Origin of the sequence: Streptomyces cyaneofuscatus (genome assembly GCF_033109485.1) — a bacterium.
Classification (GTDB): domain Bacteria; phylum Actinomycetota; class Actinomycetes; order Streptomycetales; family Streptomycetaceae; genus Streptomyces; species Streptomyces cyaneofuscatus.
Map to the genome: position 1 here is coordinate 6,444,302 of NZ_CP137002.1, position 18,061 is coordinate 6,462,362.

Annotated in this window: 13 protein-coding genes; 5 read left to right on the forward strand and 8 right to left on the reverse strand. The window is 72.9% G+C overall.

Annotation, left to right across the window (positions count from 1 at the left end; translation table 11 throughout):
* Window positions 1-7: 7 nt before the first annotated feature.
* The 7 genes from R2B67_RS28375 to R2B67_RS28405 are packed head-to-tail and all read right to left on the reverse strand — an operon-like array spanning window position 8 to window position 7,824.
* Window positions 8-874: an HpcH/HpaI aldolase/citrate lyase family protein gene (locus R2B67_RS28375; protein WP_317822016.1), complete on the reverse strand. Its 867-nt coding sequence runs from the start codon at window positions 872-874 to the stop codon at window positions 8-10.
* On the reverse strand, window positions 871-2,088 hold the full coding sequence (locus R2B67_RS28380) for a CaiB/BaiF CoA transferase family protein (RefSeq protein ID WP_317822018.1): 1,218 nt from the start codon (window positions 2,086-2,088) through the stop codon (window positions 871-873). Before R2B67_RS28380 ends, R2B67_RS28375 begins: the two co-directional genes overlap by 4 nt.
* On the reverse strand, window positions 2,085-2,975 hold the full coding sequence (gene rbsK, locus R2B67_RS28385; RefSeq protein WP_317822019.1) for a ribokinase: 891 nt from the start codon (window positions 2,973-2,975) through the stop codon (window positions 2,085-2,087). Before rbsK ends, R2B67_RS28380 begins: the two co-directional genes overlap by 4 nt.
* Window positions 2,972-4,339 (reverse strand): ADP-ribosylglycohydrolase family protein, encoded by a 1,368-nt coding sequence (locus R2B67_RS28390; protein ID WP_317822020.1) that lies wholly within the window; start codon window positions 4,337-4,339, stop codon window positions 2,972-2,974. Before R2B67_RS28390 ends, rbsK begins: the two co-directional genes overlap by 4 nt.
* Complete coding sequence (locus tag R2B67_RS28395) at window positions 4,336-5,532, reverse strand: ADP-ribosylglycohydrolase family protein (RefSeq protein ID WP_317822022.1); 1,197 nt, start codon at window positions 5,530-5,532, stop codon at window positions 4,336-4,338. The genes R2B67_RS28390 and R2B67_RS28395 overlap by 4 nt, the downstream gene beginning before the upstream one ends.
* Window positions 5,456-6,703, reverse strand: a complete 1,248-nt coding sequence (locus tag R2B67_RS28400) for an ADP-ribosylglycohydrolase family protein (RefSeq protein WP_317822023.1) — start codon at window positions 6,701-6,703, stop codon at window positions 5,456-5,458. Before R2B67_RS28400 ends, R2B67_RS28395 begins: the two co-directional genes overlap by 77 nt.
* On the reverse strand, window positions 6,700-7,824 hold the full coding sequence (locus R2B67_RS28405) for an ADP-ribosylglycohydrolase family protein (RefSeq protein ID WP_317822024.1): 1,125 nt from the start codon (window positions 7,822-7,824) through the stop codon (window positions 6,700-6,702). The genes R2B67_RS28400 and R2B67_RS28405 overlap by 4 nt, the downstream gene beginning before the upstream one ends.
* A gap of 298 nt (window positions 7,825-8,122) precedes the next feature.
* Between R2B67_RS28405 and R2B67_RS28410 the strand changes: the two genes are divergently transcribed.
* From R2B67_RS28410 to R2B67_RS28420, 3 genes are all read left to right on the forward strand, one after another.
* A complete protein-coding gene (locus R2B67_RS28410; protein WP_018512057.1) occupies window positions 8,123-8,854 on the forward strand; it encodes a VIT1/CCC1 transporter family protein in 732 nt (243 codons plus the stop codon).
* A 456-nt stretch (window positions 8,855-9,310) separates the two neighbouring features.
* The gene (gene gltB / locus R2B67_RS28415) at window positions 9,311-13,870 is read left to right on the forward strand and encodes a glutamate synthase large subunit (protein ID WP_317822027.1); all 4,560 of its coding nucleotides are present in this window, start codon (window positions 9,311-9,313) and stop codon (window positions 13,868-13,870) included.
* Window positions 13,863-15,323, forward strand: coding sequence for a glutamate synthase subunit beta (locus R2B67_RS28420; protein ID WP_161264456.1), 1,461 nt, complete (start codon window positions 13,863-13,865; stop codon window positions 15,321-15,323). Before gltB ends, R2B67_RS28420 begins: the two co-directional genes overlap by 8 nt.
* 187 nt (window positions 15,324-15,510) lie before the next feature.
* Here the strand turns inward: R2B67_RS28420 and R2B67_RS28425 are convergent, their stop codons facing one another.
* Entirely contained in the window at window positions 15,511-16,422 is a 912-nt protein-coding gene (locus tag R2B67_RS28425; RefSeq protein WP_109977310.1) for a rhomboid family intramembrane serine protease, read from the reverse strand.
* 304 nt (window positions 16,423-16,726) lie between these two features.
* Here R2B67_RS28425 and R2B67_RS28430 point away from each other — a divergent pair, with 304 nt between their 5' ends.
* Window positions 16,727-17,476, forward strand: a complete 750-nt coding sequence (locus tag R2B67_RS28430; RefSeq protein ID WP_317822031.1) for a vWA domain-containing protein — start codon at window positions 16,727-16,729, stop codon at window positions 17,474-17,476.
* Entirely contained in the window at window positions 17,473-18,045 is a 573-nt protein-coding gene (locus R2B67_RS28435; RefSeq protein ID WP_317822032.1) for a HutD/Ves family protein, read from the forward strand. The genes R2B67_RS28430 and R2B67_RS28435 overlap by 4 nt, the downstream gene beginning before the upstream one ends.
* Window positions 18,046-18,061 lie beyond the last annotated feature (16 nt).

Here is an 18,061-nt window from a genome sequence, read left to right on the forward strand (position 1 = left end):
GAAAACCTCAGGTCCGCCCGGCGATCGCCAGTGTGCGGCGCGCCGACGCCACCACCGCCGCGTCCACGAACCGCCCGTCCGGCAGCGCCAGCGCCCCTGCCTCCATCGCCGACGCCGCGATGATCTCCTCCGCCGCCTCGATCTCCCGGTCCGTCGGCCGGAACGCCCGCTCGATCACCTCCAGCTGACGCGGATGGATCGCCGCCCGCCCCAGCAGCCCGAGCCCCCGCCCCCGTACGCAGGACGTCCACAGCCCGTCCAGGTCCCGGACGTCCGGGAAGACCGACTGCGCGGGCGGCGGCAGTGCGGCCGCCCGGGCCGCCACCACGAGCCGGCTGCGCGACCAGTCCAGCCCGCTGTCCTCCCGTACGCCGAGATCGGCGCGGAGGTCCGCCTCGCCCAGCGCGATGCCCCGGACGGCGGGGTCGGCCGAGGCGATCGAGTACGCGTGCTCGACCCCGAGCGCCGACTCCAGCAGCGGATAGAGCGGTACGCCGGGGGCCACCGCCGCCACATGGTGCACGGAGACCGCGTGCGTGATCTTGGGCAGCCGGAAACCGGAGAGCCCGGGCAGCCCCGTCAGCGCCCGGATGTCGTCCTCGCCGTGCACCCGGACATGGATGGGTACGGCGTCGGGGGCGGCGGCCTGCGGATCGGCGAGGAGCTCGGCGGTGGCGGCGCGCGCGTACTCCTTGCGGTCGGGGGCGACCGCGTCCTCCAGGTCGACGATCACCACATCCGCCCCGCAGCCGAGCGCCTTGGCCACCACCTCCGGCCGGTCCCCGGGGACGTACAGCCAGGTCAGCGGGGGCCGGCCGAGGGGTGGCGGCGGGCCTTCCGGCAGCGGCGGGGCCGGGATCGGGCGGCCGGTCACAGCGCCCCCTGGTCGCGCAGCGCCGCGATCCGGGTCTCCGAGAGGCCGAGCCCGGCCAGGATCTCCTCGGTGTCCGCGCCGTGCGGGCGGCCCGCCCAGCGGATGGCGCCCGGGGTCTCCGAAAGCCGGAAGAGGACGTTCTGCATCCGCAGCGGCCCCAGCTCCGGGTCGTCGACCTCGGCGATGGTGCCCAGAGCCCGGTACTGCGGGTCCTCCATCACCTCCCGTACGTCATGGATCGGCGCCACGGCCGCCTCTGCCTTCTCGAACCCGTTGAGGACCTCCTCGCGGCTGTGGCGGGAGATCCAGTGGCCGACCGCCCCGTCCAGCTCCTCGGTGTGCTCGGCCCGGGTGGTGCCCGACCCGAACCAGGGCTCCTCGATCAGCTCCGGGCGGCCCACCAGCCGCATCACCCGCTCCGCGACGGACTGCGCGGAGGTGGAGACCGCGACCCAGTGGCCGTCGGCGGTGCGGTAGGTGTTGCGCGGGGCGTTGTTGCGGGAGCGGTTGCCGGTACGCGGCTGGACATAGCCGAGCTGGTCATACCAGAGGGGCTGCGGGCCCAGCACGGTCAGGATCGGCTCGATGATCGCCAGGTCCACCACCTGCCCCTCGCCCGTCTTCTCCCGCCCTGCGAGCGCGGCCATCACCGCGTACGCCGCCGCCAGCGCCGCGATCGAGTCCGCGAGACCGAACGGCGGCAGGGTCGGGGGCCCGTCCGGCTCCCCGGTGATCGCCGCGAACCCGCTCATGGCCTCGGCCAGCGTGCCGAACCCGGGCCGGTGCGCGTACGGCCCGAACTGCCCGAACCCGGTGACCCGGGCCAGCACCAGACGCGGGTTGACGGCGTGCAGCTCCTCGGGACCCAGGCCCCAGCGCTCCAGCGTCCCCGGCCGGAAGTTCTCGACGATCACATCGGTCTCGGCGGCCAGTTGGAGGAGAACGTCCCGGCCACCGGGGGCGGACAGGTCCAGCGTCAGGGTGCGCTTGTTGCGGCCGAGCAGCTTCCACCACAGGCCGACCCCGTCCTTGGCGGGCCCGTGCCCCCGCGAGGGGTCCGGCTTACGGGGGTGCTCGACCTTGATCACATCGGCGCCGAAGTCCCCGAGCATGGTGGCGGCGAGCGGCCCGGCGAAGAGGGTGGCGAGGTCGATGACCTTCAGCCCGGTCAGGGGGCCGGCCTGTGTGCCGGGCCCTGCTGCTGTCGTACTCATACGGCATCCGCCTCGATCTCGCTCCGGTACGGCATGGACGTGGACGCGCCCGGCTTCTGGACGCAGAGCGCGGCGGCCGAGGAGGCGAACGCCAGCGCCTTCGCCACCGGCCGCCCCTCTCCGAGCGCCACCGCCAGCGCGCCGACGAAGGTGTCCCCGGCCCCGGTCGTGTCGACGGTGTTCACCTCGGGCGCCGCGAACAGCACCGGCTCGCCGCCCCGGGCCGCGTACAGGGACCCCTTCGCACCGAGCGTGATGATCACCTCCGGCACCTGCCGCAGCAGGATCTGCGCCGCCGCGTGCGGCTCGGTCTGCCCGGAGAGCTCGGCGGCCTCGTGCTCGTTGGGTACCAACAGGTCGATGTGGTCGAGGAGTTCGCCGGGCAGTGGTTGTACGGGGGAGGGGGTGAGGATGGTCCGTACGCCCTGGGACCTGGCGGCGCGGGCGCCCTCCACGACGGCGGAGAGCGGGAGTTCGAGCTGCATCAGCAGCAGGTCGGCGGCGGCGACGGCCGCGATCTCGCCGGGGCCGAGCGCGGTGACGACCCCGTTGGCGCCGGGGATCACCACGATCGCGTTGGACCCGGAGTCGTCCACCACGATGTGCGCGGTGCCGCTCGGGCCCTCGGCGGTGTGGAGCAGGTCCGTGTCGACCCCGGCGTGTTCGAGGCCGTCGCGGAGTTGTGCGCCGTACGCGTCGTCGCCGACGGCGCCGATCATCGTCACCTCGCCGCCCGCGCGGGCGGCGGCGACGGCCTGGTTGGCGCCCTTGCCGCCGGGGATCGTCCGGAACTCCCGGCCGGTGACGGTCTCGCCGCGTTCCGGGGCGCGGGCGGTGTAGGCGACGAGGTCCATGTTGGTGCTGCCGAGCACCGCGATACGGGTCATGGGCGCAGAGCCTCCTGGTGGGTCAGAGCGGCGAGGGTGTCGAAGCCGGTGCGGTCGTAGCCGGGTACGGAGGTGGCGAGGCGGTTCTTCAGCGGGGCCGTCCAGTGGTCGGGCAGAGCGGCCGGGGCGCCCGCCAGGAGTCCGGCGAGGGAGCCCGCGGTGGCCCCGGTCGAGTCGGTGTCCCAGCCGCCGGAGACCGCGCAGCCGATCGACCGGGTGAAGTCGCCGTCGGCGTGGGTGAGGGCGGCGGCGAGCAGCGCCGCGTTGGGCAGCACGTGTACCCAGTGGTGGGTGTCGGCATACGCGGCGTGCAGCCGGTCCACCACCGTGTCGAACTCCCCTTCCGCGCGCGCTGTTTCGATCCCGAGCCGGACCGCGACGGCGTACCGCGAGTGCGGCGGCACCACCCGCAGCCCGGCGGCCAGGCAGCCGTGCACATCGCTCTCCCCGCCCGCCGCCACCGCGAGCGCCGCCGCTGTGAACATCGCGCCGTAGACCCCGTTGGCGGTGTGGGTCAGCACCGCGTCGCGGTGGGCCTGGGCGGCGGCTCCGGCCGGGTCGCCGGGGTGGGTCCAGCCGTGCACGTCGGCCCGGATCTGGGCGCCGATCCACTCGCGGAACGGGTTGCGGAGCCGGGCCGTCTCCGGGGGTTCGACGCCCGCGAGGAGGTTGCCGTACGCGATGCGCTCGGCGGTGAAGGTGCGGCCCGCCGGGAGCTCGTCCAGCCAGAGGCGGGCCAGGTCGGCGGTGGTGAAGGAGCGCCCGTGCCGCTGGAGCAACAGCAGCGTGAGAAGGGGGTAGTTGAGGTCATCGTCCTCGGGCATGCCGTCGATGTTCTCGGCGAGCGAGGTGGGGGCCGAGCGGCGGTTCCAGGGGTGGGCGGCCAGCAGCTCGTCGGGCACGCCGCGCGCGGTGAACCAGGTGGTCAGGGGCCAGTTGCCGGTGGCGCGGGCCAGGGCGCGGATCCCGTACAGCGGCAGCTTCTCCACCGGCTTCCCGAGCAGGCAGCCCGCCGCCCGGCCGAGCCAGGCCGCGTGCAGCCGGTCCCGGCCGACGGTGGCTGCGGCCTCGGGCGGTCCTGGCCACTGCGGGCAGGCGGCCATGATGTCCGCCAGCTCGGTGGGCTCGTCGGCGGCCAACGGGGATTCCAGCAGGGCGAGTTCGTCGAGGAGCTGCCCGGCCAGCTCGCGCAGGCGCGGCGGCGCGGGCGGCTCGGAGGCGCCCGCGCACTCCGGGGCGGGTGAACCCCCGGCCGCGTACCACCGCTCCTCGATCTCCCGGGCGTCCCGCCCGTCCTGCGCGGCCTGCCGCAGCTCGTGCCCGACCAGATCCTCGGGCTGCACCCAGGTGAGCCGGACGTTCACCGCGTACCCGCCAGCGCGGTGAACGCCTCCTCGTGGGACCGGCGGCGCTCCACGTCCCGGGCGAAGACCTCCCGGGCCACCTGCGCCAGGGTCCGGGCCGGGGCCTCCAGGTCCAGCCGGCTCGCCTGCGCCACCGTCTGTGCCCAGTCGGCCGGGACCTCACCGCCCAGCGCGCCCGCGATGGCGCCGCTCATCGTGGCGATGGAGTCGCAGTCCCGCCCGTAGTTGACCGAGCCGAGCACCGTACGACGGTAGTCACCGCCCCCGACCAGCAGCATGCCCAGCGCGACGGGCAGCTCCTCGATGGCGTGCAGCCGGGAGGGGCGGCGGGCGCCGAGCGCGGGGGAGCGGTAGTCGGGGCCGACCGTGTCGAACGGCTCCACCGCCGCCCGCAGCGGGGCGATCGCCGCCTCGAAGTCGTCGTGGTGCGCGGCCACGTCGCAGACCGCCTCGATCGCGGACCGGGTGCCGTCCTTGGCCAGCGCGAGTACGGCGTCGACCACCGAGGCGGGTGTGGCGCCCGGGCGGCAGGCGGCGGCGACGGCGGCCGCGAAGACCCCGGCGGCCTCCCGCCCGTAGGAGGACTGGTGGGGCGCGGCGACCTCCAGGGCCTCGGCGTACGCGGCCTCCGGGTGCCCGGCGTTGACCAGGCCCACCGGAGCCATGTACATCGCGGCCCCGCAGTTGACGATGTTGCCCGCACCGGCCTCGCGCGGGTCGACGTGCCCGTAGTGCAGCCGGGCCACGATCCACTTCTCCGCCAGGAAGATCCGCTGGAGCGGCAGCGCCTCGGCCTCCAGCTCCGGGATCCAGCGGGGTGAGAGCAGATCCGGGACGAGGTGGTCCGCGACGGCGTACGCGTCCAGGTGGTCGCGGACCTTCTCGTAGACCCGGATCAGCGCGTGGGTCATCAGGGTGTCGTCGGTGACGTGCCCGTCGCCCTTGTGGTACGGGGCGATGGGGCGGGCGGTGCGCCAGTTCTCGCCGTGCCAGGGGCCGACGATCCCGGTCACCCGGCCGCCGTGGCGCTCGGCGATCTGCTCGGGGGTCCAGCCCTCGACCGGGCCGCCGAGGGCGTCCCCGACGGCGGCGCCGACGAGGGCCCGGGTGATGCGGTCATCGAGTCCGGGAGGGGACGGGGGTGTCGAGGGGGCGGGGACGGGCTCGGCTGCCGTGGCCGTTGTGGGCGTCATGCCGGAATTGTCCACCCGGGGTGGCCGGTTCCGTGGCTGCCAGCAGCCCGGCGAGTTCGACCAGATCCGTGCCCGCGAGCCGGGGCAGCGCACACCCCGCCAGCGTCCGGCACGCCTCGCGCCAGCCCGCCGGTACGGCGGTGACCGAGCCGATCGCCCCGGTCAGCGCCCCGGCCAGGGCGGGCGCGGAGTCCGCGACCCGGGAGAGGCAGGCGGCGGCCGGGAGCGCCTGGGCGATCTCGCCCCGGGCCGCGGTGGTGAGGGCGAGCGCGACCGGTACGGTCTCCGCCGCCGCGATCCCGTAGCTGTAGACGTGGTCCACGATCTGGTGCTCCAGGACCGGGACCAGGGCGAACGCCCCGGCGGGCTCGTCCGCGAACTCCCGGGCGAGGCGGACCGCGTGCGCGGCGTTGCGGGCGATCTCGGTGCCCTCGGGGAGCTGGGCGAGGGCGGCGTTCACCACCGCGTCGACGTCCGCCCCGGTCAGCGCCACGGCGATCGCGGCGGCCATGGCGCGGGCGCCGTGCACCCCGTCGCCGTCCTGGGTGTAGCGGGCGTCGAACTCCGCGAGGGCCGCCGCCTTCTCCGGATCGCCCGGGTGGACGACGGCGAGCACGGCCGCCCGGACGCAGGCGGCGTCGTCGAAGTAGTGCGGGTTGTCGTGCCCGGTGGCGGGCGGCCGCAGCCCGGCGGCCAGGTTGCCGAGCCCGGCCCGCACCGAGATCCGGGCGCGCAGCGGGAGCACCGCCGCCTCCACCTCGGGGGCCCGGGCGCTCGCGGCGGCGACGGTGGCGGCCAGCGCGTTCCAGGCCCGGTCCACCGCGTCCCGCATCCGGCGGCCCGGGGAGAGCCCGTCCGCGTCGTCGGCCGCCGCCAGCACCGTACGGCCGGCGAACGCGGCCCACTCGGCGTCGTCGGACGGGCCGAGCCGCAGCGGCTCGGGCGGCTGGTTGAGGGCGATGGGGACGGGGAGCGTGGTGGTGGCGTTCTGCTCGGCGAAGGTGTCCAGCTCCCGGGTGAGCCGCCGGGTCCACTCGGGCATCCGGGCCGCCCGGTGCCGCGCGGCGGGCCATCCGGCGGCGTCCCCGGAGGCGAGGCCGAGGAGCAGGCCCTCGATCCGGGCGCGCCGGGAGGGGGCGGCGTCGCTCGCGGGCAGCCTGGGTGTCGTCATCGCCGCTCCTCCCGTACGGGCTCGAAGGACGCGGCCACCGACGCCATGTCCCGTACGGCGGACGGCTCACGCCCACCGCCCCGGCCCTGGCTTTCCGCCGCCTCCGCGCTTTCCGCCGCGTCCGCGCTCTCCGCCGCGTCCGCGCCCTCCGGCGTCAGCAGGTCCGCGATGTCCAGCACGTGGTACCCCCGCATCGAGGGCAGGCAGCTGCCCCGCACCGGCCCGATCGCCGCAGCCCACTCCGGCGGGATCGCGCCCGCCCCGTGCAGCGCCCCGGCCAGGGCCCCCGCCACCGCCGCCGTCGTATCCGCGTCGCGCCCCATGTTCACGGCGGTCAGCACGGCGGTACGAAAATCGCCCCGGGCCGCCGTGAACGCCCCGAACGCCAGGCCCACCGCCTCCGGCGCCAGGTCCGTCCACGGGTAGCCGCCGATCACCACGGCCGACCGCACCGCCCGCTCCATCGTCAGCCGGTCCGGGTAGGGCCGCTGGGCCGCCGCCACCGCACGGCGCAGTGAGCGGGCGGTCCAGGAGTCCATCGGGATCACCGACAGCGCGGCCGCGATCACCGAGGCGAGGCCCGCGCCGACCATCGCCGCCGCGACCCCGGCCGCCACCGCCTGGCCCCCGTAGATCCCCTCGCCCTCGTGGCTCACCCGGCCGTCCACCGCCACCAGCCGGGCCGCCTCGGCGGGGTGACCGGCGGCGAACACCCCGAAGGGGGCCGCCCGCATCGCGAGGCCGTCGCTCCAGGCGTGCCGGTGCTGGGCCGAGATCGGCGCGGCGAGGCCCCGGCGCAGGTTCTCCAGGGTGCCGCGCTCGCTGAACCCGGCGCCCCGGAACGGGCCCTCGTCCAGATCGGCGATCCAGTGGTGCCAGGCCCGCTCCACATGGGAGACGGCGAGCGCCGAGCCGTGCCGGGCCAGCAGCAGCCCGGAGAAGATCGCGTACTCCGTGTCGTCGGTCCCCGCCGGGTCCTCGCTCACGAACCCCTCGATCCGCCCCCAGCGGCGGCGGATCTCCGAGGGCCGCAGATTCTCCGCCGGCGCGCCGAGCGCGTCCCCGACCGCGAGCCCCAGCAGCGCACCCCTGCCCCGTTCCTTGCCGACGGCCGTGTCCATGGCGTCGCCCTCCGCTCGTCCGGCGCGTCCGAGTCCGATTCCGGGCTCTTGCGCATATCCGCATATCTGCCACGCGGAACGTGACCGGAGGCCGTGCAGCGGCAGAAAGGGGCCGGTCGGATGACCCCGGTACGCAGCTGAGGCTGGCCTTTCTTCGCAGGTCAGAGGGGTGGTAAGCCAGGCCTTCCTTGCTGGCGGAGGTCGCCCGTCCGGCGTACCTTGGACTTTGTCGAAAGTTATATAGATAACCGCTCGGCGGGGGTGACAGCCCACCGGGGGAGCAGGGGAGACGCAGACCGTGGCCATCATCGAGACCGACGCCGTCCTGCACGAGGCGCACCGGGACAACCACACCCACCGGGATGTGAACGGCGGCTGGCTGCGCCCCGCCGTCTTCGGCGCCATGGACGGCCTGGTCTCCAACCTCGCCCTGATGACCGGTGTCGCGGGCGGTGCGGTCTCCCAGCAGACCATCGTGATCACGGGGCTCGCGGGGCTGGCCGCCGGGGCGTTCTCCATGGCGGCCGGTGAGTACACCTCCGTCGCCTCCCAGCGTGAGCTGGTGGAGGCCGAGCTGGCCGTCGAGCGCCGGGAGCTCCGTAAGCACCCCAAGGACGAGATGGCCGAGCTCGCCGCGCTCTACGTGGCCCGGGGCGTGGACGCCCCGCTGGCCGGCGAGGTGGCCCGGCAGCTCTCGCGCGACCCGGAACAGGCGCTGGAGATCCACGCCCGCGAGGAGCTGGGCATCGACCCGAACGACCTGCCGTCCCCGCTGGTGGCCGCCGTCTCCTCCTTCGGCGCCTTTGCGCTCGGGGCCCTGCTGCCGGTCCTGCCGTATCTGCTCGGGGCGAGCGCCCTGTGGCCCTCGGTGGCCCTGGCCCTGCTCGGCCTCTTCGGGTGCGGTGCGGTGGTGGCCCGGGTGACGGCTCGCAGCTGGTGGTTCAGCGGCCTGCGGCAGCTCGCCCTCGGTGGTGGGGCGGCGGCGCTGACGTACGGACTCGGCACCCTGTTCGGTGTGGCGGTCGGCTGACGAGGGGGGCATGGTAAGCCGGGGCGTACGGCGTAACGAACCCGCCCGAACGGCTTAACCGTGCGGCAACCCGTGTGACGTACGTCTTGGCACCGCCCCCTGGGCGGGAGCGGCCCGGCGGCCGTAAAATGAGTCTCTATGCAGGGCTACACATAAGTAGCCGTTACTCGGTGGTTTCGTTTCCTTTGCCGCCGGGCATGAGCCGTAGGCACCGCAGGCAACGACGCCTGCTCTCTGCGGGTCCCCCGGGCGCCGATCGTTCCGACAGCGACCCACCCCCTGGTCAGCCGGTCACCTCTGGTCACGCAGTCACTTCCGGTCACCACGGTGTCCGTATGTTGGAACAAGCCTTCCGCTTCTTGAGAAGCGCCCCATCATGTAACCTGCACGAAATTTCGCAGAGGGCCAACGTCGTCCCTCGGCACCGCAAATGCCACGACGACGACGGGAGAGCCGATGCGTATCGACGCCTGGTCGCCCATGGACGGTCGCCCCGCCCAGCAGGGGATGTACGACCCCCGTAACGAGCACGACGCCTGTGGCGTCGGGTTCGTGGCCACTCTGACCGGTGTGGCCAGCCATGAGCTGGTCGAGCAGGCGCTGACCGTACTGCGCAACCTCGAACACCGCGGCGCCACCGGCTCCGAGCCCGACTCCGGCGACGGTGCCGGCATCCTGTGCCAGGTCCCCGACGCCTTCCTGCGCGCCGAGACCCCTTTTGAGCTTCCCGAGGCGGGTTCGTACGCCGTCGGTATCGCCTTCCTGCCCGCCGACGGCTCCACCGAGGCCGTCCGCACGATCGAGGAGATCGCCACGCAGGAGGGCCTCACGGTCCTCGGCTGGCGCGACGTCCCGGTCACCCCCGCACTTCTCGGCAACGGCGCCCGCGCCACCATGCCCGAGTTCCGCCAGGTCTTCGTCGCCGACGGCGAGTCCGCCGGCATCGTCCTGGACCGCAAGGCGTTCGTTCTGCGCAAGCGTGCCGAGCGTGAGGCCGGGGTGTACTTCCCCTCGCTCTCCGCCCGCACCATCGTCTACAAGGGCATGCTCACCACCGGGCAGCTGGAGCCGTTCTTCCCGGACCTCTCCGACCGCCGCTTCGCCTCCACGGTCGCGCTGGTCCACTCCCGCTTCTCCACCAACACCTTCCCGAGCTGGCCGCTGGCCCACCCGTACCGCTTCGTCGCGCACAACGGCGAGATCAACACGGTCAAGGGCAACCGCAACTGGATGAAGGCCCGCGAGTCCCAGCTCGCCTCCTCCCTCTTCGGGCAGGCGCAGCTCGACCGGATCTTCCCCGTCTGCACCCCGGACGCCTCCGACTCGGCCTCCTTCGACGAGGTCCTGGAGCTGCTCCACCTCGGCGGGCGCTCGCTGCCGCACTCGGTGCTGATGATGGTCCCCGAGGCGTGGGAGAACCACGACTCGATGGACCCGGCCCGGCGCGCCTTCTACCAGTACCACTCCGCGATGATGGAGCCCTGGGACGGCCCGGCCTGTGTCACCTTCACCGACGGTGTCCAGGTCGGCGCGGTCCTCGACCGCAACGGTCTGCGCCCCGGCCGCTACTGGGTCACCGACGAGGGCCTCGTCGTGCTCTCCTCCGAGGTCGGCGTCCTGGACATCGACCCGGCGAAGGTCGTCCGCAAGGGCCGCCTCCAGCCCGGCAAGATGTTCCTCGTCGACACCGCCGAGCACCGCATCATCGAGGACGACGAGATCAAGGCGTCCCTCGCCGCCGAGCAGCCGTACCAGGAGTGGCTGGAGACCGGCGAGATCGAGCTGAGCGACCTGCCCGAGCGTGAGCACATCGTGCACACCCACGCCTCGGTCACCCGCCGCCAGCAGACCTTCGGCTACACCGAGGAAGAGCTGCGCGTCATCCTCGCGCCGATGGCCCGCACCGCCGGTGAGCCGCTCGGCTCCATGGGCACCGACTCGCCGATCGCCGCGCTCTCCGAGCGCCCCCGGCTTCTCTTCGACTACTTCACCCAGCTCTTCGCCCAGGTCACCAACCCGCCGCTGGACGCCATCCGCGAGGAGCTCGTCACCTCGCTGCGCTCCTCGCTCGGCCCCCAGGGCAACATCCTGGAGCCGACCGCCGCCGCGGCCCGCAGCGTCACGCTGCCGTTCCCGGTGATCGACAACGACGAGCTCGCCAAGCTGATACACATCAACGCCGACGGCGACATGCCGGGTATGAAGGCCGCCACGCTGGCCGGTCTCTACCGGGTCAGCGGCGGCGGCGACGCGCTCGCCGCCCGGCTGGAGGCGATCTGCACCGAGGTCGACACCGCCATCGAGGACGGCGCCCGCCTCATCGTCCTCTCCGACCGGCACTCCGACGCCGAGCACGCCCCGATCCCCTCGCTGCTGCTCACCTCCGCCGTCCACCACCACCTCATCCGGACCAAGCAGCGCACCCAGGTGGGGCTGCTGGTCGAGGCCGGGGACGTCCGCGAGGTCCACCACGTCGCCCTGCTCATCGGTTACGGCGCCGCCGCGGTCAACCCGTACCTCGCGATGGAGTCCGTCGAGGACCTGGTCCGCGCCGGCACGTTCATCGAGAACATCGACGTCGAGCAGGCCATCCGGAACCTGATCTACGCGCTCGGCAAGGGCGTCCTCAAGGTCATGTCCAAGATGGGCATCTCCACCGTCGCCTCCTACCGCGGCGCCCAGGTCTTCGAGGCCGTCGGCCTGGACGAAGAGTTCGTCGGGACGTACTTCAACGGCACCGCCACCAAGATCGGCGGCGCCGGCCTGGATGTCGTCGCCAAGGAGGTCGCCGCCCGGCACACCAAGGCGTACCCCGCCTCCGGCATCGCGGCCTCGCACCGCGCGCTGGAGATCGGCGGCGAGTACCAGTGGCGTCGGGAGGGTGAGCCGCACCTGTTCGACCCGGAGACGGTCTTCCGCCTCCAGCACGCCACCCGCAACCGGCGCTACGACATCTTCAAGCAGTACACGGACCGGGTGAACGAGCAGTCCGAGCGCCTCATGACGCTCCGCGGCCTTTTCGGCTTCACCTCCGGCCGGGCCCCGATCTCCGTCGACGAGGTCGAGCCCGCCTCCGAGATCGTCAAGCGGTTCTCCACCGGCGCCATGTCGTACGGCTCGATCTCCCGCGAGGCGCACGAGACGCTGGCCATCGCGATGAACCAGCTCGGCGGCAAGTCCAACACCGGCGAGGGCGGCGAGGACCCGGAGCGCCTGTACGACCCGGCGCGCCGCTCGTCCATCAAGCAGGTCGCCTCCGGCCGCTTCGGTGTGACCAGCGAATACCTGGTCAACGCGGACGACATCCAGATCAAGATGGCGCAGGGCGCCAAGCCCGGCGAGGGCGGCCAGCTGCCCGGCCACAAGGTCTACCCGTGGGTCGCCAAGACGCGTCACTCGACGCCCGGCGTCGGCCTCATCTCGCCGCCGCCGCACCACGACATCTACTCCATCGAAGACCTCGCGCAGCTGATCCACGACCTCAAGAACGCCAACCCCGTGGCCCGCATCCACGTGAAGCTGGTCTCCGAGGTCGGCGTCGGCACAGTCGCCGCCGGTGTCTCCAAGGCCCACGCGGACGTCGTCCTCATCTCCGGCCACGACGGCGGAACGGGCGCTTCCCCGCTCACCTCGCTCAAGCACGCGGGCGGCCCCTGGGAGCTCGGCCTCGCCGAGACCCAGCAGACGCTGCTGCTCAACGGCCTGCGCGACCGCATCGTCGTGCAGACCGACGGCCAGCTCAAGACCGGCCGTGACGTCGTCATCGCCGCGCTGCTGGGCGCCGAGGAGTTCGGTTTCGCGACTGCGCCGCTCGTCGTCTCCGGCTGCGTCATGATGCGCGTCTGCCACCTGGACACCTGCCCGGTCGGCATCGCCACCCAGAACCCGGTGCTCCGCGACCGGTTCTCCGGCAAGGCCGAGTACGTCGTCAACTTCTTCGAGTTCATCGCCGAAGAGGTCCGCGAGATCCTCGCCGAGCTGGGCTTCCGCTCCATCGAGGAGGCCGTCGGCCACGCCGAGCTGCTCGACACCGACCGGGCCGTCTCCCACTGGAAGGCGCAGGGCCTCGACCTCGCCCCGCTCTTCCACGTGCCGGAGCTGCCCGAAGGCGCGGTCCGCCACCGGATCGTCGAGCAGGACCACGGTCTGACCAAGGCGCTCGACAACCAGCTCATCAAGCTGGCCGCCGACGCGCTCGGCGCCGACAGCCCCGAGGCCGCCCAGCCGGTCCGGGCTCAGGTCGCCATCCGCAACATCAACCGCACGGTCGGCACCATGCTCGGCCACGAGGTGACCAAGAAGTTCGGCGGTGCGGGCCTGCCCGAGAACACCATCGACATCACCTTCACCGGCTCCGCCGGCCAGTCCTTCGGCGCCTTCCTCCCGCGCGGGGTCACCCTGCGCCTGGAGGGCGACGCCAACGACTACGTCGGCAAGGGCCTCTCCGGCGGCCGCGTGATCGTCCGCCCGGACCGGGGCGCCGACCACCTCGCCGAGTACTCCACCATCGCCGGCAACACCATCGGCTACGGCGCCACCGGCGGCGAACTCTTCCTCCGCGGCCGCACCGGCGAACGCTTCTGCGTCCGCAACTCCGGCGCGACCGTCGTCTCCGAAGGCGTCGGCGACCACGGCTGCGAGTACATGACCGGCGGCCACGCCGTCGTCCTCGGCGAGACCGGCCGCAACTTCGCCGCCGGTATGTCGGGCGGCGTCGCGTACGTCATCGACCTCGACCGCGACAACGTCAACGTGGGCAACCTCGGCGCGATCGAGGAGCTCACCGACACCGACCGGCAGTGGCTGCACGACGTCGTGCGCCGCCACCACGAGGAGACCGGCTCCACCGTCGCAGAAAAGCTTCTCGCCGAGTGGGACACCGCCGTGACCCGCTTCAGCAAGATCATCCCGTCCACGTACAAGGCAGTGCTCGCCGCCAAGGACGCCGCTGAGCTCGCCGGTCTCTCCGAGCAGGAGACCACCGAGAAGATGATGGAGGCGGCGACCAATGGCTGACCCCAAGGGCTTCCTGACCACCGGACGCGAGGTCGCCCAGACCCGCCCCGTGGCCGAGCGCGTCAAGGACTGGAACGAGGTCTACGTTCCGGGCTCGCTGCTCCCGATCATCAGCAAGCAGGCCGGCCGCTGCATGGACTGCGGCATCCCGTTCTGCCACAACGGCTGTCCGCTCGGAAACCTCATCCCCGAGTGGAACGACTACGCCTACCGCGGGGACTGGACCGCCGCCTCCGAGCGGCTGCACGCCACGAACAACTTCCCGGAGTTCACCGGGCGGCTCTGCCCGGCCCCCTGCGAGTCGGCGTGCGTGCTCGGCATCAACCAGCCGGCCGTCACCATCAAGAACGTCGAAGTCTCCATCATCGACAAGGCGTGGGACAGCGGCGACGTCACCCCGCAGCCGCCCGAGCGCCTCTCCGGCAAGACCGTCGCGGTCATCGGCTCGGGCCCGGCGGGACTCGCCGCCGCCCAGCAGCTGACCCGGGCCGGCCACACCGTCGTCGTCTACGAGCGCGCGGACCGCATCGGGGGCCTGCTGCGCTACGGCATCCCCGAGTTCAAGATGGAGAAGTCGCACATCAACCGCCGCATCGAGCAGATGCGCCTGGAAGGCACCAAGTTCCGCACGGGGGTGGAGATCGGCCAGGACATCGACGCCGCCAAGCTCCGCCGCCGCTACGACTCGGTCGTCATCGCGGCCGGTGCCACCGTCTCCCGCGACCTGCCCGTCCCCGGCCGTGAGCTGGGCGGCATCCACTTCGCGATGGAGTACCTCCCACTCGCCAACAAGGTGCAGGAGGGTGACCTGACGGTCGCCCCGATCCACGCCGGCGGCAAGCACGTCGTCGTCATCGGCGGCGGCGACACCGGCGCCGACTGCGTCGGCACCGCCCACCGCCAGGGCGCGGCCTCCGTCACCCAGCTGGAGATCATGCCGAAGCCGGGCGAGGACCGGAACGCGGGCCAGCCGTGGCCGACCTTCCCGATGCTCTACAAGGTCACCTCCGCGCACGAGGAGGGCGGCGAGCGGGTCTACTCCGTCTCCACCACCCACTTCGAGGGCGACGAGGACGGCAACGTCGCGGCCCTCCACCTGGTCGAGGTCGAGTTCAAGGACGGTAAGCTGGAGCAGAAGCCCGGCACGGAGCGGCGCATCCCCGCGCAGCTCGTCACCCTCGCCATGGGCTTCACCGGAACCGACCAGTCCAACGGTCTGGTCCAGCAGTTCGGCCTGGAGCTCGACGCGCGCGGCAACGTCGCCCGCGACGAGAACTACGCGACCAACGTCGACGGCGTCTACGTCGCCGGTGACGCGGGCCGCGGCCAGTCGCTGATCGTCTGGGCGATCGCCGAGGGCCGCTCCGCCGCCCGCGGTGTGGACCGCTTCCTGACCGGGACCAGCGCCCTGCCGGCCCCGATCCGCCCGACGGACCGCTCCCTGCTGGTCTGAGCACCACCCGGGTTTCCCCCTGGGCCACACGGCCCGGGGGTGAGCCCCCTTTGATCGTCCCGTACAACGGCGTACGGAACTGAACGCGGCGCCCGCCTGTCCCCGACCGGACTCAGTGGGCGCCGTGGCGCGTCCGGGGCCGGTTCCGCCCCGGGCCGGTTCCGACCCGGGGCGGCTCAGTCGCCGGTCAGCCGCCCGTCAGCGCCGAGGTCTTCACCGCCACCGCCACCGCGAACAGCCCCAGCAGCACCACCCCGCCGCCGAGCTGCACCGGCCAGGTCCGCAGCTTCGCCGGCGCGTAGGCGAGCCCGTACGTCACCAGCGCCCCGGTCAGCAGCCCGCCCAGGTGCCCCTGCCACGAGGTGAACAGGGCCGAGAGCACCATCCACAGCAGGAACCCGGCCATGAACCGGTTCACCGCCGCCATGTCCCGGCCGAGCCGCCGGTTGATCACCCAGAACGCGGCGGCAAGACCGAAGACCGCACCGGAGGCACCCACGGTGGAGGTGTCCGGGGCCAGCAGATACACCACCACGGAACCGCCGACCGCCGACAGCAGGTACAGCGCCAGATAGCGGGCCCGGCCGAGCTGCCCCTCCACCACGCGCCCGATGTTCCACAGCGCGAACATGTTGAACAGCAGGTGCATCACCCCGAACGAGGCGTCCGGCGGCAGATGCAGGAAGGCCCCGGTCACCAGCCGGTACCACTCGCCGTCCGCGATGCCCGTCAGCTCGTACCCGGCGAACGTCTCGCCCCGGTAGTAGTACCGCTCCCCGTCCGGCCCGGTCAGCGCGGCGCCGAGCACCGCGAACCGGTCCACGATCTCGGGCCGGACCACCTCGCCGAGGTAGGCCAGGATGTTCAGCGCCATCAGGACGTACGTCACCACGGGCGCCGTCGCCCCGGACACCGCACCGCCGAACACGGTCCGGGCCCGCCGCACCGAGCGCTGCCCCTCCTTCACGCACTCCGGGCAGTGGTAGCCGACCGAGGCCTCGTGCATGCAGTCCGGGCAGACGGTGCGCTCGCAGCGGGTGCAGCGGACATACGTCTCGTACGACGGATGGCGGTAACACGTGGTGGCGGCGGCCTCCATGACCGGCTCCTTCACTGGGAGTGCGCTGCGGGGCTGCCGGTGTGGGCGGCGGCGATCAAGATAGCGAACGGGTGAGGGGGAGTCAGGAGCCGGGGGCACCCCCTAGGGGGTGTCTTGCCGATCATGCCGGGCTCGCGGGGTCTGGCACCGCACCTCGCGGCGTTGTCGTCACTCGCCATGGCTCCGCCATGACTCCCTCCTCCGCCTTGCGATGCACGGCACCAGACCCCGCTCCCTGATCCGGCCTGATCGGCAAGACACCCCCTAGGCTCTAGGTGCGCGGAGCGCGGAACGGGGGCCGTCGATGCACGGTACGAACACGGTCGCGGGCACGGGCCCGGCCATCAGCCTGGAGAAGGTACGGGAGACGGCTCCCGGCCTCGTCAGCCTGTACAAGAGCGCCGGCGTCTCGCTGGAGAAGCACGGACTGAACGGCCGGCGGGCCGCCGTCTACCTCGTCCTCGACTACTCCGGCTCCATGCGGGACTACTACAAGGACGGCAGCGTCCAGGCGCTGGCCGACCGGGTGCTGGGGCTCTCGGCCAACCTCGACGACGACGGCCGGGTGCCCGTCGTCTTCTTCTCCACGGACATCGACGCGGTCACCGACATCGCCCTCGACAACCACCACGGCCGGATCGACGCGATCGTGGCGGGCCTCGGGCACATGGGGAAGACCAGCTACCACCTGGCGATGGACGCGGTCATCGACCACTACCTCGACAGCGGCTCCACCGCGCCCGCGCTCGTCGTCTTCCAGACGGACGGCGGGCCGATCAGTAAACTCGCCGCCGAGCGCTACCTCTGCAAGGCCGCGAAGCTGCCGTTGTTCTGGCAGTTCGTCGGGTTCGGCGACACCCGCAGCACCCAGTTCGACTTCCTGCGCAAGCTCGACGAGCTGGCGGTCCCGGCCAAGCGGGTCGTCGACAACGCCGGGTACTTCCACGCCGGGCTCGACCCCCGGAAGGTGCGGGACAGCCAGCTGTACGACCGGCTGGTCGCGGAGTTCCCGTCCTGGCTGGCCGCCGCCGAGGCCCAGGGGATCGTCCGATGAGCACGAGGATCCTGCGCGCCGCCGACCGCACGCCCGTCCCCTGGAAGAACGGTGGCGGGCTCACCCGTGAGGTGGCGGCCGCGCCTGCGGGAGGCGACGGGTTCGACTGGCGCGTGAGCCTCGCCGACGTCACCGCCGACGGGCCGTTCTCCGTCTTCCCGGGCATCGACCGCACGCTGACGGTGGTTGAAGGCGCGGGCATGGACCTCGTCGTCGGCGGCGAGCACCACATCGTCGACGAGCCGCTGTGGCCGCACGACTTCCCCGGCGACCGGCCCACCGACGGCTTCCTGCTGTCCGGACCCGTCGTCAACCTGAACGTCATGTACCGCAGGGGGCGTACGCGGGCGGAGACCGCCGTCGTCTGCGGCACCGTACGCCTGATGGCACCGCCGGGCGGCGCGGTGCTGGCCCTCTCCCTGGACGACGGGGCCGTGCTCGACGGGGCCGTCCTCGACGGGACGGGCGTCCGGCTCGACCGCTACGACGCGGTGCTCGCCGAGGGCGGATCGCCCGGGGTGCTGCGGACGATGGGCCAGGCGGTGGTCATCACGTTCTCGGACGTGTGAGCGGCCGGAGACGGTC